23 protein-coding genes are annotated in these 25,486 nt (G+C 63.4%); 14 read left to right on the forward strand and 9 right to left on the reverse strand.

Going from position 1 to position 25,486, the window contains the following annotated elements:
- Positions 1–3 precede the first annotated feature (3 nt).
- From R6254_RS00730 to R6254_RS00745, 4 genes are read right to left on the reverse strand one after another with little or no spacing between them, the layout of a single operon-like run.
- A complete protein-coding gene (locus R6254_RS00730) occupies positions 4–630 on the reverse strand; it encodes a response regulator transcription factor (RefSeq protein ID WP_318403684.1) in 627 nt (208 codons plus the stop codon).
- 8 nt (positions 631–638) lie between these two features.
- The gene (locus R6254_RS00735; RefSeq protein ID WP_412103086.1) at positions 639–2,708 is read right to left on the reverse strand and encodes an ATP-binding protein; all 2,070 of its coding nucleotides are present in this window, start codon (positions 2,706–2,708) and stop codon (positions 639–641) included.
- On the reverse strand, positions 2,705–3,511 hold the full coding sequence (locus tag R6254_RS00740) for a carbon-nitrogen hydrolase family protein (RefSeq protein ID WP_318403685.1): 807 nt from the start codon (positions 3,509–3,511) through the stop codon (positions 2,705–2,707). The genes R6254_RS00735 and R6254_RS00740 overlap by 4 nt, the downstream gene beginning before the upstream one ends.
- Positions 3,512–3,513: 2 nt before the next feature.
- Positions 3,514–7,713, reverse strand: a complete 4,200-nt coding sequence (locus R6254_RS00745; protein WP_318403686.1) for a YhdP family protein — start codon at positions 7,711–7,713, stop codon at positions 3,514–3,516.
- Positions 7,714–7,814: 101 nt separating this feature from the next.
- Between R6254_RS00745 and glnE the strand changes: the two genes are divergently transcribed.
- Together glnE and R6254_RS00755 are read left to right on the forward strand one after the other, a co-directional pair.
- Positions 7,815–10,730: a bifunctional [glutamate--ammonia ligase]-adenylyl-L-tyrosine phosphorylase/[glutamate--ammonia-ligase] adenylyltransferase gene (gene glnE / locus R6254_RS00750; RefSeq protein ID WP_318403687.1), complete on the forward strand. Its 2,916-nt coding sequence runs from the start codon at positions 7,815–7,817 to the stop codon at positions 10,728–10,730.
- A 106-nt stretch (positions 10,731–10,836) separates the two neighbouring features.
- Positions 10,837–11,202, forward strand: coding sequence for an SPW repeat protein (locus tag R6254_RS00755; RefSeq protein WP_318403688.1), 366 nt, complete (start codon positions 10,837–10,839; stop codon positions 11,200–11,202).
- A 40-nt stretch (positions 11,203–11,242) separates the two neighbouring features.
- Here the strand turns inward: R6254_RS00755 and rfaE2 are convergent, their stop codons facing one another.
- Positions 11,243–11,743, reverse strand: coding sequence for a D-glycero-beta-D-manno-heptose 1-phosphate adenylyltransferase (gene rfaE2 / locus R6254_RS00760; RefSeq protein ID WP_318403689.1), 501 nt, complete (start codon positions 11,741–11,743; stop codon positions 11,243–11,245).
- Positions 11,744–11,775: 32 nt separating this feature from the next.
- A complete protein-coding gene (locus tag R6254_RS00765) occupies positions 11,776–12,645 on the reverse strand; it encodes a ferritin family protein (protein WP_318403690.1) in 870 nt (289 codons plus the stop codon).
- A gap of 67 nt (positions 12,646–12,712) precedes the next feature.
- Here R6254_RS00765 and R6254_RS00770 point away from each other — a divergent pair, with 67 nt between their 5' ends.
- The 10 genes from R6254_RS00770 to R6254_RS00815 all read left to right on the forward strand — a co-directional run bounded on the left by R6254_RS00770 (position 12,713) and on the right by R6254_RS00815 (position 20,967).
- A complete protein-coding gene (locus R6254_RS00770; protein WP_318403691.1) occupies positions 12,713–12,991 on the forward strand; it encodes a hypothetical protein in 279 nt (92 codons plus the stop codon).
- Entirely contained in the window at positions 12,988–13,581 is a 594-nt protein-coding gene (locus R6254_RS00775; RefSeq protein ID WP_318403692.1) for a glutathione peroxidase, read from the forward strand. Before R6254_RS00770 ends, R6254_RS00775 begins: the two co-directional genes overlap by 4 nt.
- 334 nt (positions 13,582–13,915) lie before the next feature.
- Positions 13,916–15,244: an NAD(P)/FAD-dependent oxidoreductase gene (locus tag R6254_RS00780; RefSeq protein WP_318403693.1), complete on the forward strand. Its 1,329-nt coding sequence runs from the start codon at positions 13,916–13,918 to the stop codon at positions 15,242–15,244.
- Entirely contained in the window at positions 15,241–16,026 is a 786-nt protein-coding gene (locus R6254_RS00785) for a DUF1365 domain-containing protein (protein WP_318403694.1), read from the forward strand. Before R6254_RS00780 ends, R6254_RS00785 begins: the two co-directional genes overlap by 4 nt.
- Positions 16,023–17,288, forward strand: a complete 1,266-nt coding sequence (locus R6254_RS00790; RefSeq protein ID WP_318403695.1) for a cyclopropane-fatty-acyl-phospholipid synthase family protein — start codon at positions 16,023–16,025, stop codon at positions 17,286–17,288. Before R6254_RS00785 ends, R6254_RS00790 begins: the two co-directional genes overlap by 4 nt.
- A complete protein-coding gene (locus R6254_RS00795) occupies positions 17,204–17,815 on the forward strand; it encodes a chalcone isomerase family protein (protein WP_318403696.1) in 612 nt (203 codons plus the stop codon). The genes R6254_RS00790 and R6254_RS00795 overlap by 85 nt, the downstream gene beginning before the upstream one ends.
- Positions 17,812–19,089, forward strand: coding sequence for an MFS transporter (locus tag R6254_RS00800; protein ID WP_318403697.1), 1,278 nt, complete (start codon positions 17,812–17,814; stop codon positions 19,087–19,089). Before R6254_RS00795 ends, R6254_RS00800 begins: the two co-directional genes overlap by 4 nt.
- Positions 19,090–19,142: 53 nt before the next feature.
- Positions 19,143–19,646, forward strand: coding sequence for a DUF3833 domain-containing protein (locus tag R6254_RS00805; protein WP_318404336.1), 504 nt, complete (start codon positions 19,143–19,145; stop codon positions 19,644–19,646).
- A gap of 92 nt (positions 19,647–19,738) precedes the next feature.
- Positions 19,739–20,521, forward strand: coding sequence for an SDR family NAD(P)-dependent oxidoreductase (locus R6254_RS00810; RefSeq protein WP_318403698.1), 783 nt, complete (start codon positions 19,739–19,741; stop codon positions 20,519–20,521).
- Positions 20,518–20,967, forward strand: coding sequence for a nuclear transport factor 2 family protein (locus R6254_RS00815; protein WP_318403699.1), 450 nt, complete (start codon positions 20,518–20,520; stop codon positions 20,965–20,967). Before R6254_RS00810 ends, R6254_RS00815 begins: the two co-directional genes overlap by 4 nt.
- 154 nt (positions 20,968–21,121) lie before the next feature.
- Here the strand turns inward: R6254_RS00815 and R6254_RS00820 are convergent, their stop codons facing one another.
- Positions 21,122–21,754 (reverse strand): glutathione S-transferase N-terminal domain-containing protein, encoded by a 633-nt coding sequence (locus tag R6254_RS00820; protein ID WP_318403700.1) that lies wholly within the window; start codon positions 21,752–21,754, stop codon positions 21,122–21,124.
- Between the two features lie 158 nt (positions 21,755–21,912).
- On the opposite strand from R6254_RS00820, the gene purB reads away from it, so the two are divergent.
- Positions 21,913–23,301, forward strand: coding sequence for an adenylosuccinate lyase (gene purB, locus R6254_RS00825; protein ID WP_318403701.1), 1,389 nt, complete (start codon positions 21,913–21,915; stop codon positions 23,299–23,301).
- 119 nt (positions 23,302–23,420) lie between these two features.
- Here the strand turns inward: purB and R6254_RS00830 are convergent, their stop codons facing one another.
- Positions 23,421–23,729: a DUF2007 domain-containing protein gene (locus R6254_RS00830; RefSeq protein WP_318403702.1), complete on the reverse strand. Its 309-nt coding sequence runs from the start codon at positions 23,727–23,729 to the stop codon at positions 23,421–23,423.
- A gap of 83 nt (positions 23,730–23,812) precedes the next feature.
- Entirely contained in the window at positions 23,813–24,244 is a 432-nt protein-coding gene (locus R6254_RS00835) for a DUF3717 domain-containing protein (RefSeq protein ID WP_318403703.1), read from the reverse strand.
- Positions 24,245–24,718: 474 nt separating this feature from the next.
- Between R6254_RS00835 and R6254_RS00840 the strand changes: the two genes are divergently transcribed.
- Positions 24,719–25,441, forward strand: a complete 723-nt coding sequence (locus R6254_RS00840) for a TerC family protein (RefSeq protein ID WP_318403704.1) — start codon at positions 24,719–24,721, stop codon at positions 25,439–25,441.
- The last annotated feature ends 45 nt before the right edge of the window (positions 25,442–25,486 follow it).

A 25,486-nucleotide genomic window follows, 5' to 3' on the forward strand; every position in this document is an offset into this window, starting at 1 on the left:
CCGCTATAAATTACGTAGCAAATTAGCCAACTCCACCGCGGACTTGACGCTCATTTTCTCAAATACCCGGGCACGGTGAACCTCTACCGTGCGCACGCTGATGTCGAGCTGGTCGGCCACCAGCTTGTTCGGCAGGCCTTCCACCACCAGGCGCATCACGTCGCGCTCCCTGTCCGTCAGGCCCTCCAGGCGCGCCCGCAAGCTGGTGTGTTCGCTGCGCTGGGCCAGGGCGGCGGCCGACTGCGCCAGCGCCTGCTCGACACGGTCCACCAGCACGTTGTCTGAAAAAGGTTTTTCGCAAAAATCAAAAGCCCCGCGTTTGACCGTATCGACGGCGGTCGGCACGTCGGCATGGCCGGTCAGAAAAATCACCGGCAAGGTCGGCAGCAGGCCGTAAGCAATCAGCTTTTCGAACATGGTCATGCCGCTCATGCCGCCCATACGCACGTCGAGCAACACGCAAGAGGGCGAACGGACCTCAAACGACCCGGCAATCCGCGCGTCAAAGGCCTCGGCACTGTCAAAGGACTCACTCGGCAGGCGCCGCGAACGCAACAGCCAGGCCAGCGCCTCGCGCACGCTGGCATCGTCATCCACGATATACACCGTGGCGTTTTGTATCGGTTCCATGCAAGCTCCTAAGCTGGCGACGCGGTAGCGCCCGCCACCGGCAATGTAAATGTAAAAACGGTGCCCTGGGGCAACGCCGCCTCGAAGCCAAGAAAACCGCCGTGCTGCTCGATCACCGTGCGGCACAGGCTCAGGCCCAGGCCCATGCCTTCGGCCTTGGTCGTGAAAAACGGCGTGAACAGCTGCTGCGCCACCTTCTCGGAAATACCTTCTCCCTGGTCGATGACGGCAAACTCCACCCAGCGGCTGCGGGCATTGGACGCCGCCGGCCGCACCCGCAGCGTCAGCACTTTTTCAGAACGCCGGCTTTTGTCCAGCCCCTGCATGGCCTGCATGCCGTTGCGCGCCAGGTTCAGCAACACCTGCTCGACCATGGTCCGGTCGCAGAGCACCGGCCCGCAGGTCATGTCCACCTGCATCACCACCCGCACCCCGAGTTTGCGCGCCTGCAGGCTGACCAGCGGCATCACCGCATCGAGCAGCAGGCGGGGCGCAATCGGCTCACGCACCTGTTCGCGCCGGCGCACAAAATCATGCACACTTTTGATGACCTTGCCGGCACGCTCGGCCTGCTCGGCGATGCGGCGCATCGCCAGTTGCAGGTCTTCGCGGTCATGCGGCTGCTGGCCGTCGGCCGCCGCGTTTTGCAGCAAATTCAGGGAGCCGGTGGCGTAGCTGGAAATCGCCGCCAGCGGCTGGTTCAGCTCGTGGCTCATCAGCGAAGCCATTTCGCCGACCGTGGCCAGCCGGGCCGTGGCCTGCAGCCGGTCCTGGCTGGTACGCGACAACTCCTCGATGCGGCGTTGCTCGCTGACGTCGAGAATCGCACTCATCCAGCCGGTCTGTTTGCCCACGGCATTGATCAGCGGCGCCTCGATGATCAGCACCGGAAAACGCGAGCCGTCGGGGCGCATGAACACCGACTCGAAACCCTCGCGCGGCAAGGTCGCACCGACCTCCAGCCGGCTCGCCTGGCGCTGCTGGTACTCCTCCACCTGCTCCAGCGGCCAGTAGGGCTGGGGCATGCCGCGGTTGAGCAACTCGCCGGCCTCCAGCCCGACCATCTCGCAAAAGGCCGGGTTCACATAGGTCACGCGCCCCTGCAGGTCCCGGGCCCGCATGCCGGTCACCAGCGAGTCTTCCATGGCCTTGCGAAACGCCAGCGCGTCGGCCAGGTCGTGTTCGACCTTCAGGCGCCGCCGCATGTCGCGGCCCAGCAGCGCCAGCACGGCCAGCAGCGCGACCGACATGGCCATCACCAGGGCGGTCAACAAATTCGGAAACAGCGCGGGGGTGCCCAGATGGCTTTCGACCCTGAGCACCACGGTGTTGCCCGGCAAATCCAGCAACTGCTGGGCGACATAGGCCCGGCTGCCACGTGTCGGGTTGCCGTACATCGCCAGGCGTGTGCCGTCGGCCTCGGTGAACGACAAGCCCTGGCCACGCGCGAGTTGTTTGCCGACCAGCTCGGACAAGATGTCCGGCAGGGAATAGGTCGCCACCAGGTAACCGGCCAGCCGGCCCGCCGACAGCAGCGGCAGGCACATGTCTATCACCTCCATGCCCATCCCGTCGGACTGCGGCAGGAAGTAGCTGCTCGAATAGGCCGGGCCGTTGAAACGGCGCGCCGCCGCGCAGGCAAAACCAACATCGGTCTGCGTGCCGTCGCGGCCCAGGCGCTCAAACACCGAGGGGCGATAAGGCGACTCGGCAAAAGATACCGTGCCCAGTGCCAGGTCACGCCATTCGAGGCGCATGATTTCGCGGTGTTCGTGCAGCAGCTCGGTCGCCGGAGTGCGCCACGCCTCCGGGCCCGGATTGTTGGCCTGCAGGGCCTGAAAACTCTGGATGTTGCGTGTCAGCGCGGCCTGGATATCGATGGCGGTCTGCACCGCGTCCTGCTCCAGCCGGCTTTGCACCTGGCTAGACTCATAACGCCCGGCCAGCCAGACCAGGGTCGACAACAGGCCGATCAGCAACGCCACCAGCACCGCCCACAGCGCCCAGCGCCGGCTCCAGCGCCGCCCTCCCGAAGACGGGCCGGCCTGGCCGTCGCGTTCGTCGTAAGCCTGACTCACAAGACCCCGTGTTTGAGTGCTGGCAGCTGCAAACGAAGCGCCTGCAGACGTTCGCCCGACACCTCGGCCATGACCACCGCCTGGCCTTGGGCCTGCTGCGCCAGGATCTGCCCCCAAGGGTCGGCGATCAGGCTTTGGCCCCAGGTGCGGCGTTGGTTCTCATGCACACCGCCCTGGGCCGCAGCCACGACATAAGCCAGGTTTTCAATGGCGCGCGCCCTGAGCAGGATTTCCCAATGGGCCTGGCCGGTGGTGAAGGTGAAGGCGCTGGGCACCAGCAGCAGATCCGCTTTCATGGCCCGGTACAACTCGGGAAACCGCAGGTCATAACAAATGCTCAGGCCGACCCGGTAGCGGTGGCCATCGATCGAGGGCAGCTCAAAAGTCACAGGCTGGTCGCCGCCTTCGATCACCCGCGATTCGTCGTAATGCTCCCGCCCGTTGTCAAAGCGGAACAGGTGGATCTTGTCGTAACGCGCCACACATTGGCCCGAAGGTGCGTAGACCAGCGAGCTGTTGCGCACATGCTGGCGGTCGCTGGCCTGCAGCGGCACCGTGCCGCCGACAATCCAGAGCTTGAACTCACGCGCCGACTCGGCGAGAAAATCCTGAATCGGCCCGCGGCCCGGTGCCTCCTGGACGTCCAGCTTGTCGGTGTCTTTCATGCCCATCAGGCAAAAATATTCAGGCAACAAGGCCAGCTCGGCGCCTTGCGCGGCAGCACTGGCCAGCAACAACCTGGCCGCGTGCAGATTGGCCTGAAGACTGGGACCGGACACCATTTGTAGTGCAGCAACTTGCATGATCAGCGGGTCCCCCCTGTGTCCTCATCGGACTTGCCCTCGACCACGGGTTTGTGGTCGACCTTGGTGATTTTCGGATTGGCCCAGGTGCCGTCAATATGAAACTCCTGGGTCGTGGCCTGCATCAACGGGCGTCGTAAAAAATACTGGGCCAGGAAAGACCCCAGGCCGATGGCCGGGTTGATCACGGTGGCAATCAGTGAGGCCGTGCCGGCATTGATTTCAGGCACCACCACCACCGTCAGGTTCTGCGTTTCCTTGGCAATGTCGGCGCTGCCTTCCATGAGCACGGCGGCATTCACACCTTTCATCTGCAGGTTGTTGGTAAAGGCCAGTCCCTGCTTGATGCTGACATCGCCACGCACGAAGTCAAAGGAAAATCCATCGGAAAACACATCGCGAAAATCCAGCGTCAAACGTCGGGGCAAAGCCTGCAGGCTGAGCACGCCCAGCAGCTTGGCAATGCCCGGGTCGGCCTTGAGAAACTGGCCGGACGCCACATTCACATTGAACTGTCCGCTCAAGCTGGGGTAGTCCAGGCTCAGCGGCGAACCAACCCAGGCGATCTGGCCTTCCAGCCGCCCTTTGCCCTGGCGAATGACATCCCCCATGCCAAAACGTTTGAGCAGTTCACCCGAGTCGGCAATATCCAGCTTGAAATTCATCACGGTGCGGCGCCGCTCGACCGCGCGCGGCGAAGCGCCGGCGGCCTGGGCCTGCTGCGCATTGACAGCCACCCAGTTGCCGGTGGCCGCCAGCGTGGCCTCCGGCATGATGATGTTGAGTTTGTTCAGCCGCCACTCGCGGGCCCCGCCTTCGCGGGCCACCATGCCAGCGCCCCGGTTGATCGCCTCGATTTCAACCCGGCCCAGCTTTTTGCCACGTAACTCCAGGTCTTCAACCACGATGTCGAGTGCCGGAATGTTCACCGGCTGCTCGTCCAGAATCGCCTCGACCTCGCTGGCCGAGCCTTGGCCCAGGCTCAAACGCGAGAGCCGGCCATACAGCCGGCCGGCGCCCGCGCCACCGGGCTGGCGAAACTCGACATAGCCATTAAGTTCAGTCGCATCGATGTTGGCGCGCCAGGTCAGGCCGTCACGCGAACCGCCCAGCACCACGTTGTGCAACTTGCGGCCTTCCAGCGCCAACTCCTTGGCGCGTATCGCCATGCTGGTCGGCAGGTAGCTGAGCAGCGCGCTGGCCGGGGTCAGCCGCGTGCCTGCAGGCGTCGCCGCCGGCGCGCTGGAGCCGCTCAACACCTTGTCCCAGGCATCGATGTCGACGGTGGCCAGGTTGATGTTGGCCGCCACGCCGCTGTCCGGCATGGGCGCGTTTTCCCCGGGCTGCAAACCGATGGCCAGACTGCCGCGTATCACCTGCGGCTCCGGTCCGCTGATATCGCGCACATACAGCACCGAAGCCAGCTGTCCCACGGTCAGCGACAGCTGGTCCTGTGTAGGCGGCCGGCCGGTCCCGGCCGATTCACGCAGCGCCGTGTTGTCAAAGCGCAGGGGCAGGGTGGTGTCAGCACTTTTGCTCAGGGGCGCGGGCAGGCTCAAGGCCATGCCTTGCAGATTGCTGCTGATGCTGAGTTCAGTCATGCCGGCCCTGAAACCCAGGTTGGCGGTGTAGGCGGCCGTGCCGCTGGCGTGGGTCCCCAGGCGCGCGGCCAGGCCCAGCTCTTTCGCCTGGCGCAGGCCTTCGGACGTCAGCGTGCCCTGGGCGCGTATCACCACGCTGGCATCCGGAAACTCCACTGGGCCGGCCGCCGATCGCGCTGCACCGGTGGAGGCGGCGCGTGTGCCGCCCTCCAACCGGATGTCGCCGCCCAACATGCGGCCCTGACCGCCGACGATGGCAAAACCGCTCTCGCTGAACGTCACCAGCCCCTTCAGACGTGTGAACTGTGGCGTGTCCGGCGTGAACTGCACATCATTGCCGGGCACGTTGACGCTGCCCTGCACCTTGGTCTTGTCCAGCGCACTGAGCGGCAGGCTGAGCTGGAACTGGTAGTCGGCGGCGCCGCTGGCCACGGTTTTGGCCAGCGCCTTGTTGGTCATGCTGCCCAGCGGTGAGGTATTGACAAAACCCAAGGCCTCGGCGAGCGGGCCTTTGAGTTCGGCCTTGACCTGTACCGTGGCCGCGTGCATCAGGTCCGGAATACGCGCGTCCGCCTTGAGCACCTGCAGACCGGGAAAACCACTGACCCGGCCGATGGCGCCATTCACTTGCAAGGAAGCGCGGTCAAACACCAGCTCGCCGTTCAGTTCACTCAGGGCCGGCCAGGCCACAGCATCTCGCGGCAAAATCGATTTGGGCACATAGGCATACGCCGCCTTGGCGACCTTGGCCGACACCCGGAACTCACCCAGTTTCGGGTCGGCAAACGGCATGTCATGCAGGTTGCCCTTGACCTTGAATTTGACTTCCGACAGCGCGCCCTGGGTCACGGCGTCCCGCACATAGTGGCGCACCGCATCCGGCAGGATCAAAGGCAGGTAGCGGTGAACCTGGCTGCCGTCGCCCCGGCTGAGCACGCCCTGCAGGTCCAGCACGCCGGGAAAACGCGTGTCGTGTGTACTGCCCGGCACATGAGCGGTGACCGCCTCGGCGGTATGCCAGCTGGCTTGCGCCACGCCCTGTGCATCGACATTGGCAAACACCATGTTGCGCAGCTGCACCTCTATTTTCGGGCCCATCAGCTTCCACTGGGCCTCGGCCGAAAACTGCTCAAACAACACGCGCGGGTCTTCAAAAATCCCCGGCAAGGCAATCTCGCCGTCGTTGATCCTGACCTTGGCCTGGCCGCCCTGCTGGCTCAGGTCAAAGTCCACGGTGGCGCCCCGCACGCCGGGCCGACCGATCACCGCATGGTGCAGCGTGCCGGCCGCAGCCGGGGTGGGCGGTGGCGCCTCCGCCGCCAGCGCCGCTATTTCCAGCTGAGTCACACGGCCTTTCGCCGAATAACTGATGGGCGCGTCCAGCGGGCCTTGCCACTTCGCCTCGACCACGTCCACCAGCCCCTTGGGCGCCAGCGCGGCGATCGAGGCATGGGCCGCGTGGCCCAGCGGCAGGCGGTTGGCAATTTGCGCCAGCGCGGCCAGATCAAGTTTGTCGGCCTTGACCTCGCCGCGGGCCGGTGTCTTGCCTTCGGCCCCGGTGTACACAATGGCCGCATTACCACCCGGCCATTGCAGGCCGTCGCGGGTGCGAAACTGCAGGCCTTCGGTGGCGACATCAAAGCCGTTGGCCAACTGCCGGCCACCCACGCGGCCGCTCACGGCCTCCAGCGCCAGCGGCTCCAGTGCCCGGCCTAACTGCGCATCCACTTCCAGCAAGGCCACGTCCGCGGTGCCGCCAATCACCTGCCCGTTGTCCACGTCCACCCAGGCGCGCAAGGCTCCGGTGCCGGCCTTCAGCTTGATGCCCAGGCTGTCCAGGCTGGCGTAAGGATTGATCGCGGAGGCATCGACGCGGCTGAACTCGGCGTAAAGCTGGCCCGCCCAATCACGCCACTGCCCAGCGCCGCCCGACCACAAAGGCTCACGAAACACCCCGCGCAGGCTGAAACGTTCGCCCCAGGCTGGCGGCGGCGTGGCATCCAGGCGCATCAGGTGCCGGCGGCCCGGGTTGCGCGAGGTCCATTCCACCTGGGTCAAAGCCAGCACCGGCACCTGACGCAAATCGTCGCGCCAGCGCACCGTGCCACCACGCACGACAAACTCGGTTTGCGAGAAAAACCAGTCGGCCATGGCGCTGCTGCCATCGCTGCGGTTTTGCGACACGTCCAGCCCGGCCACATAAATTTTCCCGTCCGCGGTGCGCCGGATGTCGAGTTCGGGCTGGTCGATGTACAACTGCTCGAAACCCAAGCGCCACAGCGACGCAGGCGACACGGCGGCCAACACACGCGGCAAGCGCAAGGCCGGCCGGCCCTGGGCATCCAGCAAGGCCACGTCGTGTAGCTCAAATGAAGGCAGCAGGCCACTGGAACGGGCCGTGATCTGGCCTATGCGTACCGGTACCCCCAGCGCCCGGCTGGCCTCGATTTCCAGGCGTGGGCGAAACTCGCCGATTCGCGGCACAATCCAGCCGTGGAGTACGGCCCAGGCGATACCGAACAGGAGCCAGAAAGCCAGTACCCCCCACAAGGCCAGGCGTGTGGCGAAAGCAGCAACTTTGAGACCTCGTGCAGGAAGCACTGGCGGGGGGAGAGTCGTTTGATCCATTGACATGGGAATTATGACCTTCAGCGCTTCTGTCCGTTCAACCCAACCCAGGGAAGTCTTTGTTAACTAGTGTGATGTCCGTTCCATCGACCGCCTCTCCCGCCGCATCGGGCCATTCCCGCTTTGTCCAGCGCATACGCCGCCGTTATGCCGACCAGCTTGCGCTGTTGCCGGCGGGTGCGCCGGTGCGGGCCAGCATGCAGCTGACTTACGACGCCTTGCAGGTACGCGGCCTGGACACCGGCGCCGCCCTGCGGGTGTTGCGCCAACTGGTGATGGAACGCCTGGTCGTCCTGGACTGCGACACGCCAGCCCCCACGCTCCGCACTGACGTGTCATCGCTGCCCCCCGAGGGGGCTAATTTTCCTAGGGGCGGCCCGTCGGAAAATTCCATCGAGCCCACGCCTCCTGCGTCGCCTTCGACGGCCACGCTGGGAGTCGTCACCACCGCCATGACCGAGCTGGCCGAGTTGGCCCTGGACATCGCGATTTGCGACTCGCGGCCGGCGCTGGACGCCCTGTATGGCGCGCCGCAAGCGCCCCGCTCGCCGGATGCGGCTACCAGCGCGCGCGCACAGTTGTGGGTGGTCGGCATGGGCAAGCTGGGCGCCCGGGAGCTGAATGTCTCCAGCGACATCGATCTGATCTACGTCTACGACCACGATGGCGAGACCGCAGGCCGCGCGGACGGCCGGGGGGCCATCTCCAACCACGAATATTTTGCGCAGCAGGTCAAGGCCATCTACAACCTGATTGGCGACACCACGGAACACGGTTTTGTGTTCCGGGTCGACCTGGCGCTGCGGCCCAATGGCAATTCGGGGCCGGCGGCGGTGTCGCTCAACGCGCTGGAAGAATATTTCCAGGCGCAAGGCCGCGAGTGGGAACGTTTTGCCTGGCTCAAAAGCCGGGTGGTGGCGCCGCGCGACTGTATTCAAAGCGGCTCGGCCCAGGCCATGCGCGGCTCGGTCCTGCCGTTTGTCTTCCGGCGTTACCTCGACTACAACGTGTTTGACTCGTTACGCCTGCTGCACCGGCAAATCCGCGAACACGCGGCCAAACGCGCCGCCGGCCACCCCGAACGCGCCAACGACGTAAAAATGTCGCGCGGCGGCATCCGTGAAATCGAATTCACCGTGCAATTGCTGCAGGTGGTGCGCGGCGGCCAGTTCCCCGAGTTGCGCACCCGGCCCACGGTCGACGCGCTGCGGCGGGTCGCCCATGCCGGACTGATGACACAGGCCACCGCGGAGGCGCTGGTACGCGCCTACGAGTTCCTGCGCCGCGTCGAACACCGCATCCAGTACCTGGACGACCAGCAAACCCATGTGTTGCCGACACGTGACGAGGACCTGGCCTGGATTGCGCAAACCATGGGTTACAGCAGCTGTTGCCCGTTTTTGAGCGAACTCGACGCCCACCGAGAGCTGGTGGCCCAGGAGTTCGACACCTTGCTGGGCAACAAGTCCGACTGCAAGGGCTGCGGCAAGGCGGCCGCGGCGACACCGCAAGACCTTGAGGACTTGCTGGAAAAACTCGCCGACCAATGGCCCGGCAAATTTCGCGCGCGCCTGGAGGCCTGGCGCGAACATCCCCGCGTGCTGGGCCTGCGCGACGACGCCCGTGCGCGCCTGACCCGGCTGGTGCAACGCACGGCGCAATGGCTGATAGAAGGCAAGGTCGATGAAACCGCGGCGGTACGCATCATCGACTGGATAGAACCCCTGCTGCGCCGCGAGAGTTACCTGGCCATGTTGCTGGAACGCCCCGCCGTGCACGAGCGTCTGTTACGCCTGCTGGGCGCGGCCAAGTGGCCGGCGCGTTACCTATTGCAGCACCCGGGCGTGATCGACGAGCTGGCCAACGCGGCCATGCTGCACGAACGTTTTGATGCCGCCGCCTTCGCCCAGGAACTGCAGCAGCGCCTGGCCGCCCTGCGTCGCACCGGCGAGGACGACGAAGAAAGCTGCCTGAACCTGCTGCGCCGCGCGCACCACGCGGAAGTGTTCCGCACACTGGCGCGCGATGTCGAAGGCACGCTGACTGTCGAGCAGGTCGCCGACGACTTGAGCGCGCTGGCTGAAACCATGCTTCAGGTCACCACCGGCTGGTGCTGGGAACGGCTGAAAAACCGCCACCGCGACACGCCACAATTCGCCATCATTGCCTACGGCAAACTGGGCGGAAAGGAGCTCGGTTACGGCAGCGACCTGGACATTGTGTTTGTCTTCGAAGACGAGGACGAACGTGCGCCCGAGGTCTATGCCGCTTTTGTGCGCAAGCTGATCAACTGGCTGACCGTCAAGACCGGCGAAGGCGACCTGTTCGAGATCGACACCGCCTTGCGGCCCAACGGCAACTCGGGCCTGCTGGTCACCAGTTTCGAAGCCTACGCCAAGTACCAGCAGCAACGCGGCAGCAACACCGCCTGGACCTGGGAACACCAGGCCATGACACGCGCCCGATTTATCCTGGGCGACGAATCCTTACGCGCGCGTTTTGACCAGGTGCGGCAGGCCGTGATCAGCGCGCCGCGCGACATCCCGGCGCTGCAGCATGAAATCATGGCGATGCGCGACAAGGTCCGCGCCGCCCACCCGATCAAGCGCCCGCATACACCGCCGCCGCCCGAGGGCGACGCCGGCGGCGAGTTCTTCGACGTCAAACACAGCCCGGGCGGCATGGTGGACGCCGAATTTGCCGTGCAGTTTCTGGTGTTGTCGCAGTCGGGCCGGCATCCGGAACTGGCCGACAACGTCGGCAACATCGCGCTGCTGCAACGTGCCGAGACCGCCGGTCTGCTGCCGCCCGGTGTGGGCCAAGCAGCGGCCGACGCTTACCGCGAGTTGCGCCGGGTTCAGCACCGGGCGCGCCTCAACGAAGAACCCACACAGGTCACGCTGCCCGCGCTGCAAGGCGAACGTGCGGCGGTCTTGGCCTTGTGGGCCCAAGTCTTCGGCGCCGGCGCCCCCACTATCCCGGCGGCCTAGGCCGGGTTTCGCGCATAAAGCTGGCCGGGCCACCCCGGAACCAAGCCGCACGAACCTGATCCAACCTTCATTAGCTGGCGCTCCGCCCGGCTCTTGGAGGTGTCCCATGAAACCGCTGAAACATTGGCAAGACCTCGTCAACGCCCTGCTCGGGGCGTGGGTACTTCTATCGCCATGGGCATTGGGCTTCCAGGACAGCACGGCGGCCATGAGCAACGCCGTGGTGATTGGGTTGGCACTGATCGCGGCCGCGCTGGGCGCGATTTTTGTTCCGCGCGCCTGGGAAGAATGGACGGAAGGGGCTCTCGGCTTATGGCTGATTGCTTCCCCCTGGGTACTGGGCTTTAGCACACAGCGCAACACCATGCTGGCGGCCGTGGTCACCGGCGTGGTGGTCCTGGCGCTGGCCTTGTGGACGCTGGCGACCGACAAGGACTACAGCAACTGGCTGCGCAACCGGATGGCGCACTGACCGGCAGAGTCCCGGCCACCTGCGGTGGCCTGCGGGCTAACTAGGCGCCGGCCTTGATCTTGCGGACCAGGGCCGTCGTCGAATACCCATCGACAAATGGAAGCGCTTGCGCCTGACCGCCGTAAGCCCGTACAACGGCGGTTTCTGCGAGTTTGTCCATGTCGTAGTCGCCACCCTTGGCCAGGATGTCGGGCTTGAGTTCGGTGATGAGTTCCAGCGGCGTGTCTTCGTCAAACCAGGTCACCAAGCTGACGGACTCCAGCGCGGCCATCAAGACAGCGCGGTCCTCCTGGTTGTTCAGGGGTCGGTCCGGCCCTTTGCCGAGTCGCCGGGCCGAGGCATCGGTGTTGATCGCCACGATCAGGCTGCCACCCAGCGCACGCGCAGCGGCCAGGTAGCTGGCATGGCCGCGGTGCAAGACATCAAACACGCCGTTGGTAAACACCACCGGCCCGGGTAGCGCCGCGCGCCGCTGGGCCGCCTCGGCGCGGGACACAATTTTTTGCGTGAAATGGAAAAGGGCGGGGACGCTGGTTTGCATCACGCCACTTTAACGGAAGGCAACGAGCGGAATCAAACGCGGGTAACGACCGGCTTAGCCGCGATGGACGCCGTGATCTCCCGGCTCAGTTCCTTGCGGTAGCGATTGAGTTCCTGCACGGTCTTGAAACTCTGGTTCATCAGCAGGCTCATGTTGTGCAAGATGCGTTCAACCACCTTGCCCTCCCAGACCGCGTCGAACTTGATCTGGGTGTCCAGCCAGTGCTCCAGCCACTCCGGGTTGGGCAGGCGCGACTGGATGGTGTCGCGCGGAAACAGGTCTTTGTTGACGTGCAGATTGGTCGGGTGCAAAGCCTGCGCGGTGCGGCGGGCGCTGGCCATCAACACACCGACCTTGGTGAACGCGGCCTTGGCCTCGTTGCCAAAGTTGTTGATGGCACGTTTCATGTAACGCAGGTAAGCACCGCCGTGGCGTGCTTCGTCCTGGCTGAGCTGGGTATAGATCTGCTTGATGACCGGCTCGGTATGCCATTCGCTGGCGCGCCGATACCAGTGATTCAGCCGGATTTCACCGCAGAAATGCAGCATCAGCGTCTCCAGCGCGGGCGCCGGTTCAAACTCAAAACGCACTTCGTGCAGCTCTTTTTCGGTGGGCGCCAGCTCGGGACGGAAACGCCGCAGGTATTCCATCAGCACCAGCGAATGTTTTTGCTCTTCAAAAAACCAGATCGACATAAAAGCGGAGAAGTCGCTGTCGTCTTTGTTGTCGCGCAAAAACATTTCCGTGGCCGGCAGGGCGGACCACTCGGTGATGGCATTCATCTTGATGGTCTGGGCCTGTTCATCGGTCAGTTTGGACGCGTCGAAGCTGGCCCAGGGGATGTCCTTGTCCATGTCCCAGCGGACAGATTCAAGTTGTTTAAAAAGTTCTGGGTAAAGCATAAGACTTCCTTTACGCGGCCTGCGCCGACTTAGATTCAAGACGATTCTAGGGCTTGAATATGACAAATTGCCTGAAATGGAGTTTTGCGGCCATTTCATGAGAACTTGCAGCTTTTTAGCCGCCTTTAATCGTTCTACACCGTTTCCCAGGCCTTGGGTAGCGGCCAAGGTCGGCAGTGTGCTGCTGACCGATTATCGGGTGTCTGATCCGGGTTTGAATCCGTTCGCTCCTGGCCTGCGTATTCCGAACAGACAGGGGCGGGCGCTGGCGCTTGTTGATTTTGTCCTTGCCGTGGACACAATCATCCTTGGACCCACCCTTTATCAAACTGGAGCAAGCACATGAACCCTATTTCCCTCAAGGCCTGGCTGGCCACCGCACTGCTCGGCCTTAGCCTGGGTGCGGTGTCCATTCACGCCGCAACACCGGCCACAGCCGTAGCGCCGGCAGCGGCCTGTACGCCCCTGCTGCAGCACAGCTTTTTGCGCCTGCAGGATGAAAAACCCCAGTCCGTGTGCCAATACAGCGGCAAGGTGCTGGTCGTGGTCAACACCGCGAGTTTTTGCGGCTTCACCGCGCAATACGAAGGCCTGGAGGCCTTGTATGCCAAATACCGGGACAAAGGCCTGGTCGTACTGGGATTTCCGTCCAACGACTTCGCGCAAGAGACCGGCAGCAACAAGGAAATTGCCGATTTTTGCGAGAACACCTTTGGTGTGAAGTTTCCGATGTTTGCCAAATCCGGCGTGAGCGGCAAAGCCGCCAACCCGCTGTTCAAACAACTGGCCGACACCACCGGCAGCGCGCCGGCCTGGAATTTCCACAAATACGTGATCTCGCGTGACGGCCAGGGTGTACGCAGCTTCAGCACCCGGGTCGATCCCAAAGATCCGGCTTTTGTGGCTGAGATAGAAAAACGCCTGCTCGCCAAATAGCCCGACCAGCGCCTCGAAAACCCCGTCGCATCAAGCTCTTTTTATGACCTTACCACTCCGTTTTTCCCCGGCCCGGCCAGCGATGCGGCGATGGCTTCACATAACTTTACCCAGTCCAGGGGGCGGTTCCGGGGAACTGCACAGCCCTGCCCAGGCTCATATCCACATCGGCACGGCGTCTGGAACGCCATGCCCAAGATATCGGTTTTTGTTGCGAAGACTTCTGGGCCCTCGCGGTCCGGATGGAATCCCGGGGCGGTTCTCCTCCTCCTCCCTCCCTCCCTTGTTCGCACTGGGGCGCTTCGCAGCATTTTTGTATTCAGGCCGCTGAGAGATGGCTGCCCCATCTCCGGCCCGGCCCAAAGTCGCCATCGTCGGCTCCGGCATTTCCGGTTTGGCGGTCGCCCATGCCCTGCAGGGCCGGGCCGACATCACCCTGTTTGAAGCCGGCGCCTATTTTGGCGGCCACACCCACACGGTGGACCTCACCCTGCCCACGCCGCAGGGCCAGCTCACCCACGGGGTCGATACCGGCTTCCTGGTCTTCAACGAACGCACCTACCCCCAGTTGATCCGGCTGTTTTCCGAGCTGGGCGTGGCGACCGCCCGGTCCGACATGTCGTTTTCGGTGAAAGTGCCCCAGGCCGGCACTGGCCGCAACCTGGAGTGGAGCGGCGCCAGCCTGAACACCGTGTTCGCCCAGCGCCGCAACCTGCTGAACGGCAAGTTCCTGCACATGTTGCGCGACATCCTGCGGTTCAACCGCCTCGCCAGCGCCCTGGCCGAGAACGGCGCCGAGGCCGCGATGTTGCAGCCGCTCGGTGATTTCCTGAAAAACCAGTCCTTTTCCGACGCGTTTCGCGACTGGTACCTCCTGCCCATGCTGGGTTGTATCTGGTCCTGCCCGACCGACCAGATGTTGCAGTTCCCGCTGGCCACGCTGATCCGTTTTTGCCACAACCACGGCCTGATCCAGGTGGCAAACCGGCCGCAATGGTGGACCGTGGCCGGCGGCGCCAAACACTACGTCGCCAAAATCACGGCCGGCATCACCGACAAACGCCTGAACACCCCCGTGCAGCGGATCACACGTGACACCCAAGCCATGCGTGGCGGCGTACAAATCGTCACCCACGGCCAGGCCGAGCCTTTCGACAAGGTGGTGCTGGCGGCGCACGCCGACCAGTCGCTGGCCTTGCTGGCCGAGGCCAGCCCGGCCGAATACGCGGTGCTGGGCGCCATCGCTTACCAGCCGAATCGTGCGGTGTTACACACCGACAGCTCGGTGTTGCCCGCCAACCCGCTGGCCTGGGCCGCGTGGAACTACGAACGTGCCCCGGACAGCCGGAAGGACAGCACCCAAGTGTGTCTTCACTACCTGCTCAACAAACTGCAGCCGCTGCCCTGGTCCCAGCCGGTGATCGTGTCGCTGAATCCGGTACGCCCGATCGCGCGTAATCACATCATGGGGGAATATGACTACACACATCCGGTCTTCGACGGCGCCGCCATACACGCGCAGCAGGCGCTGGCCGGCCTGCAAGGGCGGCAACACACTTATTTCTGCGGCGCCTGGACCGGTTATGGCTTTCATGAAGACGGCCTGAAGTCAGGCCTGCAGGTCGCGCAACAGCTGCTGCACGGCGCCGGAGAAAACCCGTGAGCCAGACAGCTGACCGCCAGGCAACGACCCACACCCCCTTGATCGGGTTTGGCCAGGTGCGGCACACCCGCCTGAAACCCACTCATCACGCCTTCAACTACCCGACGTATTTCCTGATGTTGCCGCTGCGCAGCCTGCAGCGGCAGGGCAACGGCGTGCTGGCGCGCAACCGCCGCAGCACCTTGAGTTTTTTCGACCAGGACCACGGCGATGGCCGCGCCGACTGCGTGAGCTGGCTCGACGCCTTGCTGCACAGCGAAGGCATCCACGATGCTCATGGTGAACTCTGGCTACACACCTACCCGCGCATCTTCGGCTACACCTTCAAGCCGGTGAGTTTCTGGTACTGCCACCGCCTGGATGGCAGCCTGCGGGCGATTGTGGTCGAAGTCAACAACACCTTTGGCGAGCGCCATTGTTATTTGCTGGACCACCCGCACTACGGCCAGGAACTCAGCGCGGACAAGGTTTTCCATGTCTCGCCGTTCTGCACGGTTGAAGGCCGCTATCGCTTTCGCTTCATGCGTATCGACACCGACGAGTTGCAGAAAACCGTGGCCCGCATCGATTACGACGATGCCGGCGGCCCGCTGCTGGAAACCAGCGTGAACGGCACGCTGGTGGCACTCACACCGGCCAGTCTGCGCCGCGCCTTGTGGCGTTACCCGGCCATGACCTTAGGCGTGGTGGCGCGTATCCACTGGCAGGCCTTGCGGCTGTGGTGCAAACGTGTTCCCTTGTCCCGCAAACCCGAACCTCCCGAAGGCTTTGTCACCCGATGAATACCGCCAGCAACCCCTCTTCTTCCACGGCCACGCGCCTGTCCTCGACGCTGCCGTTGCTGGCCCTGCCGGGCGGCGCGCCCGCCGCCGCACGCACGGTGCTGAAGTTGCTCACGCGACTGAAACACGGCACGTTGCATGTGCAGTTGCCCGACGGCTCGCTGCGACACTTCGGCTCGGGCGAGGCGCCGGTCGCCAGCCTGCGGCTGCACAACTGGCAGGCCTGCAGCGCCGCGCTGAAATCAGGTGATATCGGGTTTGCCGAAAGTTATATCGCGGGCGACTGGACCACCCACAACCTCAGCGAGTTGCTCGGCGTGTTGATCCGCAACCGCCAGGAAGTCGAAGACGTGGTCTACGGCACCTGGCTGGGGCGTTTGGCCTACCGCGTCAAACACCTGCTCAACCGCAACACCAAAACCAAGAGCCAGAAAAACATCCACGCGCATTACGACCTGGGCAATGCCTTTTACGCCTTGTGGCTGGACGGCACGATGAACTATTCGTCGGCGATTTTTGCAACGCCAGAAACCTCGATGCAAGATGCGCAGGATGCCAAGGTGCGGCGCGCGTTGCGTCTGTCCGGCGTGAAAGCCGGTGACCGCGTGCTGGAAATCGGTTGCGGCTGGGGCGCGCTGGCCGAGATGGCGGCCACCGAATTTAAGGCCTCGGTTGTCGGCGTGACGCTGAGCACCGAACAACTGGCCTGGGCGCAGCAACGCCTGGCCAACTTGGGTGCGGCAGACAAGGCGGACCTCCGATTGCAGGATTACCGAGATATCGGGAAAACAACCGTCGAAGAACCTTTTGACGCGCTCTGCTCGATTGAAATGGTCGAAGCCGTAGGCCGCGAATACTGGCCCGACTACTTCCAGACCGTGGCGCGCCTGCTCAAACCCGGCGGCCGCGCCTGCATCCAGAGCATCGTGATTGCCGACGAGCTGTTTGAGCGCTACATCACCTCCACCGACTTCATTCAGCAATACATTTTTCCCGGCGGCTGCCTGCCTTGCCCGAAAGAGTTCCGCGCCCAGGCCAACGCCGCCGGCCTGGAAGTGGTGGATGAGTTTTCATTTGGCCAGGACTACGCCCGCACACTCAAGCTGTGGCGCGACCAGTTCATGGCGCAAGAGTCACGGGTGCTCCAGCTCGGGTTTGACAAAAGGTTTGTCCGCATATGGGAGTTTTATCTGGCCTACTGCGAAGCCGCTTTCACCCAGGCCAACACCGACGTCGTGCAATACACCTTGCGCAAGGCCTGATCACCGCGCTGCTGCTGGCGGGGGCTGCCCTCGCGCAGCCTGCCGATGCCAGCCCGCGCAGCGAACTGCAGGACGCGCTGCCGCAGGCGCGACTGGTGGGTCAGGGGCGACTGAGCGTCTGGGGCTTCCAGGTTTACGACGCGCGGCTTTGGGCCAACCCGGGCTTCCGGGCGGGTGACTACGCGACCCAGCCGCTGGCGCTGGAGCTCAGCTACCTGCGCGGCTTCGACAGCCAGGCCATCGCCGAACGCTCCCTCCGCGAGATGCGACTGTCCGCGCCGGTCAGCGAAGCACTCGCTGGAAAATGGCTGGCCGAGATGGCCAGGGTGCTGCCCGACGTGAAGAAAGGCGACCGCCTGATGGGCGTCCATCGTCCCGGCGTGGGCGCGTTCTTCTGGCTCAACGGCCAATCCAGCGGCGAAATCCGGGATGCGGAATTTGCCAAGCTATTTTTTGGCATCTGGCTGGCGCCCACCACCTCGGAGCCAGCCCTGCGCATTGCGCTGCTGGCCGGAGCAGCCCCTTGAACACTGGCGCGCCAAACCCCTTCGGCGTACGCAACGGCCTGGCTTACGGCTTGCTGGGTTTGCCACTGGCTTTTGTGGCGCTGCCCCTGTATGTGATTTTGGCCAACCATTACGCGCGTGCCTTCGGCGTGCCGCTGGCCACGCTGGGTGCGGTGCTGCTGGGCGCCAGGCTGTTTGATGCCTTGATCGACCCCTTGCTAGGCCGCCTGAGCGACCGCCTGTTTGCGCATTCGGCGCGGGCCGTGTTGTGGCTGGGCGCCGTGGCCGCACTGGTGTTGGCCCTGGGTTTTGCGCTGCTGTTTTTTCCGCTGGTCAACACGCCGTCGGCGCTGGTGGTCTGGGCCAGCGTGATGTTGATGCTGACCTATGCCGGCTACAGCGCGCTCAGCGTGTCGCACCAGTCCTGGGGCGCGATGCTGGGCGGCGACGAGCGCCAGCGCAGCCGCATCGTGGCCTGGCGTGAAGGCCTGGGCCTGATCGGCGTGTTGCTGGCCTCGGTCACGCCGCTGGCCTTTGGCCTACCGGTCAGCACGGCGCTGTTTTTTGTCGTGCTGGCCCTCGGTTGGCTGGCTTGGGCCAACGCCTGCAGGCCGCAGCCTGTGCCGGCCGGCCAGCGCGCCGCCGCGTCGATCTGGCTGCCCTTCAGGCACGCGGGTTTTCGCCGCCTGTTGGCCGTCTTCATGCTCAATGGCATTGCCAGCGCGGTGCCGGCGACCCTGGTGCTGTTTTTCATCCAGGACCGGCTACAGGCGCCACCCAAGCTGGAGCCGCTGTTTCTGGGCAGTTATTTCCTATGCGCCGCTGTGTCCATCCCGCTGTGGCTGGCGGTGGTCAAACGCATGGGTCTGGCGCCGGCCTGGCTGCTGGGCATGGGGCTGGCGATGGCGACTTTCGGCTGGGCGACACAAATAGGCGCCGGACACAACACGGCCTTTGTGCTGGTCTGCGCGCTCTCGGGCATTGCACTGGGCACCGACCTGGCCTTGCCCGGCGCATTGCTGGCCGGCGTGATCCAGGCCAACGGCCACTCGGGCCGTGCCGAAGGCGCCTACTTCGGCTGGTGGAATTTTGCGATCAAGCTGAACCTGGCGCTGGCCGCCGGACTGGCGCTGCCGGCCCTGGGCCTGTTCGGTTATGCACCCGGCGCGCGCGATGCCCAGGCACTGGACGCGCTGCTGGTGGCCTACTGCGTCCTGCCCTGTCTGCTCAAACTGGCAGCCGCCGCCTGCCTGTATTTTCTGGTCATCCGACGTCCGCAAGGGGTTCCACCGTGAAACACTTTCTCCTCCGGGGCGCGCTGGCTCTGAGCCTGGCGCTTCCCCTGCTCATGGGCCTGGCGGGCTGCACCAGCCCGCAGCTCAGCGACTACGCCGCGGAAAAACCGGTGCTCGACATGCGTGCGTATTTCAACGGCACCATCGATGCGTATGGCGTGTTCACCGATCGCTCCGGCAAGGTCGTCAAACGTTTCACCGTGGTCATGAGCTGCAGCTGGCAAGGCCCGCCCGGCGAAGAAACCGGCGTGCTCGATGAAGCCTTCAGTTATTCGGACGGCAGCACCGACCGCCGCGTCTGGACGCTCAAGCGCGACGCTGACGGCAAATACACCGGCACGGCCGCCGATGTGGCCGGTCAGGCACTGGGCGAAGAAAAAGGCAACACCTTCCGCTGGGGCTACACCTTGAAACTGCCGGTAGACGGTCGTGTGATTGAGGTGCAATTCGACGACTGGATGTATCTGATGAATGAGAAGGTCATGCTCAACAAGGCGGTGATGAGCAAGTTCGGCGTCCGGCTGGGCGAAGTCACTTTGTCTTTTGTGAAGCGCTGAAACCCGTTTTTTTCGAAATATTCAAGCAAAAAGAGGCTCCAGCCCTTTATTTATATACGTAAGCAGCTATCATTTTTATAACAAGTCCCACCATGCCCTACAACCCCCCCCTCACCGACTGGCGCGGCAAAACCGTCTGGCTGGTCGGCGCCTCCAGCGGTATCGGCCAGGCCACCGCCCACGCCTTGCATACGCAGGGGGCAACGGTGTTTGTGTCGGCCCGCAACCGCGCGGCGCTGGAGGCCTTTGTACACAGCCACCCGGGCGCGGTGGCTTTGCCGCTGGATGTGACGGACCCGGCCGCCGTTGCGGCTGCGGCCCAGGCCGTGCTGGCCCGCGGCCCGCTGGATCTGGTGATGTATTGCGCGGGTTATTACAAGGCGCAAAACGCCAGCGGTTTTGACCTGGCGAACATGCTCAGGCACCAGCAGGTCAACTACCTGGGCGCGCTGTATCTGCTGGACGCGGTGCTGCCGGCGCTGTTGCGGCGCGGCAGCGGCCACCTCTGTCTGACCGGCAGCGTGGCCGGCTACCGCGGCCTGCCCAACAGCCTGGCCTACGGCCCCACCAAGGCGGCGCTGATCAACCTGGCCGAAACCCTGTATGGCGATCTGCACAGCAGCGGCCTGGGGGTGAGCCTGGTCAACCCGGGTTTTGTGGAAACACCGCTGACGGCGCAAAACACCTTCCCCATGCCGGCGCTGATCCGGCCCGAAGAAGCCGCCACGGAAATTCTGGCCGGCTGGGCGCGCGGCGCATTCGACATCCACTTTCCCAAACGTTTCACACGCTGGATGAAAACCCTGCGCCTGCTGCCCTATGCCCTGTATTTTCCGGCGGTGCGCAAATTCACCGGCCTGTGGAGCAAGCCATGAACCACCCCGCAGTTGAACACCTGGTGCATTTTTTTGAAAGCCTGAGCGAGGACAGCGTGACACACATGGACACGGTGTACGCCGCCGATGTTTATTTCAAGGACCCCTTCAACGAGGTGCATACACTGGCTGCGGTGCAGCACATCTTTCGCCACATGTATGTGGCGCTGGACAAGCCGCGTTTTGTGGTGACCGGCCAGGTGGTCGAGGGCACCCAGTGTTTTTTGACCTGGGACTTCGAGTTCCACTTCAAAAACCACAAGCCCGCCGTGCTGCAGACCATTCGCGGCAGCTCGCACCTGAAGTTCAATAACGCGGGCCTGGTGACTTACCACCGCGACTACTGGGATGCGGCGCAAGAACTGTATGAAAAGCTGCCGCTGCTGGGCAGCCTGATGCGCTGGCTCAAAAAACAGATTGCCCCCACGGGCGTTCACTTGGTGTAAGGCCCTGCCCCCTAGGGGGCCGCTGCGCCTGCGGACTGGCGAAGCCAGATCCGCGGCCCCGGCTGGCTTGGAGAGCTTGCGCATGGCTGCTCCTATTTTTATAGCATCTTGCGCCCGTCACACATGGGCTACAGCCCTCTCCTCCCCTTAAAACTCAGGGAGAAGGGGGTTGGGTATCGATGAAGCTGGGGCGCTGCATCAATTTGTCGTACAGGCGTGTCAGGTTGGGGTGGGGCGTGCGCCAGTCGATCTGCGCAAAACGGAAATCCAGGTAAGCCAGCGCACAACCCACGGCGATGTCGGACAGGCTCAAATGAATGCCGCTGCAAAAAGGCTTGTCGCCCAGGCCGGTACTCATGGCCCGCACCGTCATCTCGATCTTGCCCATCTGGCGGTCCATCCAGGCCTGGCTGCGCTGCTGCTCTTCGCGGCCAGACCAGGTCGCTTCCAGCCTGGCCAAAATGGCCGCATCCATCAGGCCGTCGGCCAGGGCTTCCCAGGTTTTTACTTCGGCCCGTTCGCGGCCTTGCACCGGGATCAGCTTGCCCACCGGCGACAAGGTGTCCAGGTACTCGACGATCACTCGCGAGTCGAACACGGCTTCTTCCGATCCGTTGGCACCTTCCATGACCAGGCAAGGCACTTTGCCCAGCGGGTTGAATTCGGACATGGTGGTGCCGGCCGCCCAGACGTCTTCCAGCACGAACTGGTAGTCGAGCTTTTTTTCGGCCATCACAATGCGCACTTTGCGCACATAGGGGCTGCCATGGGATCCGATGAGTTTCATATATTTTGTATCGTGGGACGAAGTCTTTTGTATTCTATCGAGTAAGCCGTGGCCAGAAACCGGCCTGACCTGAAATTGGCGGGAAGCGCCCACCGCGCGCCCAAGCGCCGGTCATCGGCCGGCGCATGGGTCCCAAGTGAGCGGCCTACAATTGACCCATGAACCCGTCTACCAGCTTCACCATCACCGCCCTGTCCCCGCTGGACGGCCGCTATGCCGCCAAACTCGCCCCCTTGCGGCCCCTGATGTCGGAACTCGGTTACATGCACCGCCGCGTCCAGGTCGAAATCGCCTGGTTTATCGCGCTGTCGGATGCAGGATTTGCCGAATTCAAGCCCCTCAGCCCCGGAGCACGTACTTACTTGCTGGGACTGGTCAAACATTTCTCCCACGCCGATGCCACGGCCATCAAGGAGATCGAAAAGACCACCAACCACGACGTGAAGGCGGTCGAATACTGGATCAAGTCCAAGTTCGAAGCCCGGCCAGAGCTGCAAAGCGCCAGCGAGTTTGTGCACTTTGCCTGCACCAGCGAAGATATCAACAACACCAGCCACGCCTTGCAGCTCAAAAGCAGCCGCGAGCAGGTCTTGTTGCCGGCCCTGGACAAGGTCATCACGCAGCTGCGCGAGATGGCGCACCGCTACGCCGAGCAGCCCATGCTGAGCCGCACCCATGGCCAGACCGCCAGCCCGACCACCGTGGGCAAGGAAATCGCCAACGTGGTGGCACGCCTGGCCGTGGCCCGCGAGCGTATTGCGTCGGTCCAGCTGATGGCCAAGATGAACGGTGCCGTCGGCAACTTCAACGCCCACCTCTCGGCCTGGCCGGACTTCGACTGGGAGGCGCTGAGCCGCCGCGTCATCGAGTCGCCCGAGCCCTTAGGCCTGGGCCTGACCTTCCAGCCCTACAGCATCCAGATCGAGCCGCACGACTACATGGCCGAGCTGTTTGACGCTATCGCGCGCACCAACACCATCCTGATCGACTTCGCACGTGATGTCTGGGGTTATGTCAGCGTGGGTTATTTCAAGCAGCGCCTGAAAGAAGGCGAAATCGGCTCCAGCACCATGCCGCACAAGGTCAACCCGATTGATTTTGAAAACGCCGAAGGCAACCTCGGTCTGGCCAACGCCTTGCTGCGCCACCTCAGCGAAAAACTGCCGATCAGCCGCTGGCAGCGTGACCTGACCGACAGCACGGTGCTGCGCAACATGGGTGTGGCGTTTGGTTATGCCGTGCTGGCCTACAGCTCCATGAGTGTGGGCCTGGGCAAGCTGGAACTCAACAGCGAAGCGCTGGACGAGGACCTGGACAATGCGTGGGAAGTGCTGGCCGAGCCGATCCAGACCGTGATGCGGCGTTATGGCGTGCAAGGCGCTTACGAAAAACTCAAGGAAGTCACACGCGGCAAAACCGTGACCGCCGAAGCCTTACACGGGCTGATTCGTTCGCTGGAAATCCCCGAAGCCGAAAAAGAACGCCTGCTGGCCATGACACCGGGCAGCTATGTCGGTATGGCGGCGGCGCTGGCCAAGCGGGTTTAATCAAGCCCCCACGGTCGCTCGCTGCGCGTAGCTCCCTGCCCCCCGAGGGGGTGCTGCGCCTGCGGCCCGGCAAAGCCGGTTCCGCGGCCCCGGCTTACAAATGCGAGGGCCGTCCCGTTTTAGGCAGATGCCGGCATGTCGGCGCCGCAGTGCCAGCACTGCTCGAAACCACCTTCGACGGTTTCGCCGCAGACACACAACCAGTGCCGCTGCGGCGGGTTTTGCAGGCTGTGCAACAAGGCCTGGGCTTGCGGTTTTTCGTGGTCATGGGCCAACCAGACTTCGGGCTGGCACTGGTCGGGTGGCAACTCGCCGGCCACGCTGCTCAAAAAGTAACGCTGGACACTGGCCGAGAAGCCGGCCTGCTGCAAGGCATCGGCCCACAAGGTGGCGATGGCGATGTTGGGCGCGCGGGCAAGTCTGAGCATGGCCCAGTTTACTCCTGAATTGATAGCTGCTTGCGCTGACCCCGTCCGGGCTGGAGGCCTAAAAAGCTTAAGAAACCACTCAATCAGATCAAATCCGGCGGCGGGTTCTTTTTTTCCAGCGCACGGTCAGCATAACGGCCAAAGCGCCAGGCCGTGTCTTCCTGCGTGATACGCCGCCAGGTGACACGTTTGGCGGCCGGGCTCATCTCGGGCCAGCGCTGAACCTCTTCAAAGGTGCGGCCGCAACCCTTGCACATCTCGTCGCCCTGGCTGGTCGAGCAGATCGCAATACAGGGCGTGTCGGCCGTGGTGTCGTACCAGGTACGCCAGGCCGCCAGCGCCTGGGACGGAAAACCGGCTTCGTCGGCCTCGTCCTCATGGTAAAAAACCATCAGCGCATACACCTCGGCCAACACGCGCAACTCGGGCGCCAGCGTCACGCCGTCCGGCGAGGGCTTTTTCTCGCGCCAATAGTTAATGGCGGCTTCAATATCGGTGATGTGGATGCCAGGCATAGGGGGGGTAATACAGCGAACAACAGGCGGGGGCGAGTCTGCGCAGATGACAAGGGCAAGGATTTGCCAGAACCAGAGCTTGAATTATCGGCGAGACCGGCGGCGGCCTTGCCCGCAAAAGGGTCTTCCGGCCCCATCTTGCCGCGCCGAACTTGCCATCCGCCCGATTCCTTCGTTAGAATACAGATTCCGAAGGGGAGTAACTCCCTCGTTTTGCTGCATTACAAGATATAACATCACAACAGCAAAATCGCTTCAGTAAGTCGTCAATTCGAAGTTCACACTTCCGGCTTACTGGACATGCACAGACACTGCATGTCGAGCCAGACCTTCGATTGAAACCTGTACAGGTTTGATCGAGGCGTTCGCGGCACCTGCGTGTTGCACCACTCACTGACCTGTCCAGTTTCTACGAAACCCGGAAATCCGCCTGCGGATTTCCATGTCGAAACTCGGATTTTGGAGTCTGTGATCATGGAACTTTTTTCTACACCCTGGTGGTCGGCCTTGTTGGCCATCATCCTGATTGATTTGGTACTGGCCGGCGACAACGCCATTGTGATCGCGTTGGCCGCGCGTAGCCTGCCCAAAGATTTGCAACGCAAAGCCATCATTTGGGGCACCGTCGGTGCCATCGTCGTGCGCTCGGCGATGACCATCGGTGTGGTCTGGCTGCTGAAGGTGCCAGGCCTGATGCTGGTCGGCGGCTTGGGACTGCTGTGGATTGCCTACAAATTGCTGGCTGACCAGGGCGGTGAGGAGCATCAAGGCCCCATGGCCAACACCTTCTGGGGTGCCATGAAAACCATCGTGGTGGCCGATATGCTGATGGGCATCGACAACGTGTTGGGTGTCGCAGGCGCGGCCCACGGTGCGTTTGACCTGGTCATCATCGGCCTGTTGATCAGCGTGCCCATCGTGGTGTTTGGCAGCACCATGGTGCTCAAACTGGTCGAGCGTTTCCCCATGATCATCGGCATCGGTGCCGCCGTGCTGGCCTTTACCGCCGCCAAGATGATTGTCAGCGAGCCCCTGCTGGACGCCATCTACGGTGGCCCCGCGACAGCGACGGAAACCATGCAGCGCGTCGCGCAGTGGGGCACGTATGCCCTGGCTGTGGCCGGTGTGTTGGGCGGCGGCTGGTTGGCCACGCGCCGCGCCAAGTCTAGCCATGGCGACAAACTCATCGCTGAATAAACATCAGAGCAATCGCAGGGGCCAGAACGGCCCCTGCCGCGCAGC

The sequence above is a fragment of the Polaromonas potterensis genome (genome assembly GCF_033446725.1).
Lineage (GTDB): Bacteria > Pseudomonadota > Gammaproteobacteria > Burkholderiales > Burkholderiaceae_C > Polaromonas.

Coding starts and splice junctions, on each gene's coding strand:
- R6254_RS00730 (WP_318403684.1), bottom strand. CDS start 630: ATGGAACCGATACAAAACGCCACGGTGTATATCGTGGATGACGATGCC.
- R6254_RS00740 (WP_318403685.1), bottom strand. CDS start 3,511: ATGCAAGTTGCTGCACTACAAATGGTGTCCGGTCCCAGTCTTCAGGCC.
- glnE (WP_318403687.1), top strand. CDS start 7,815: ATGTCCGTTCCATCGACCGCCTCTCCCGCCGCATCGGGCCATTCCCGC.
- R6254_RS00755 (WP_318403688.1), top strand. CDS start 10,837: ATGAAACCGCTGAAACATTGGCAAGACCTCGTCAACGCCCTGCTCGGG.
- rfaE2 (WP_318403689.1), bottom strand. CDS start 11,743: ATGCAAACCAGCGTCCCCGCCCTTTTCCATTTCACGCAAAAAATTGTG.
- R6254_RS00765 (WP_318403690.1), bottom strand. CDS start 12,645: ATGCTTTACCCAGAACTTTTTAAACAACTTGAATCTGTCCGCTGGGAC.
- R6254_RS00775 (WP_318403692.1), top strand. CDS start 12,988: ATGAACCCTATTTCCCTCAAGGCCTGGCTGGCCACCGCACTGCTCGGC.
- R6254_RS00780 (WP_318403693.1), top strand. CDS start 13,916: ATGGCTGCCCCATCTCCGGCCCGGCCCAAAGTCGCCATCGTCGGCTCC.
- R6254_RS00790 (WP_318403695.1), top strand. CDS start 16,023: ATGAATACCGCCAGCAACCCCTCTTCTTCCACGGCCACGCGCCTGTCC.
- R6254_RS00795 (WP_318403696.1), top strand. CDS start 17,204: ATGGGAGTTTTATCTGGCCTACTGCGAAGCCGCTTTCACCCAGGCCAA.
- R6254_RS00805 (WP_318404336.1), top strand. CDS start 19,143: ATGGGCCTGGCGGGCTGCACCAGCCCGCAGCTCAGCGACTACGCCGCG.
- R6254_RS00810 (WP_318403698.1), top strand. CDS start 19,739: ATGCCCTACAACCCCCCCCTCACCGACTGGCGCGGCAAAACCGTCTGG.
- R6254_RS00815 (WP_318403699.1), top strand. CDS start 20,518: ATGAACCACCCCGCAGTTGAACACCTGGTGCATTTTTTTGAAAGCCTG.
- R6254_RS00820 (WP_318403700.1), bottom strand. CDS start 21,754: ATGAAACTCATCGGATCCCATGGCAGCCCCTATGTGCGCAAAGTGCGC.
- purB (WP_318403701.1), top strand. CDS start 21,913: ATGAACCCGTCTACCAGCTTCACCATCACCGCCCTGTCCCCGCTGGAC.
- R6254_RS00830 (WP_318403702.1), bottom strand. CDS start 23,729: ATGCTCAGACTTGCCCGCGCGCCCAACATCGCCATCGCCACCTTGTGG.
- R6254_RS00835 (WP_318403703.1), bottom strand. CDS start 24,244: ATGCCTGGCATCCACATCACCGATATTGAAGCCGCCATTAACTATTGG.
- R6254_RS00840 (WP_318403704.1), top strand. CDS start 24,719: ATGGAACTTTTTTCTACACCCTGGTGGTCGGCCTTGTTGGCCATCATC.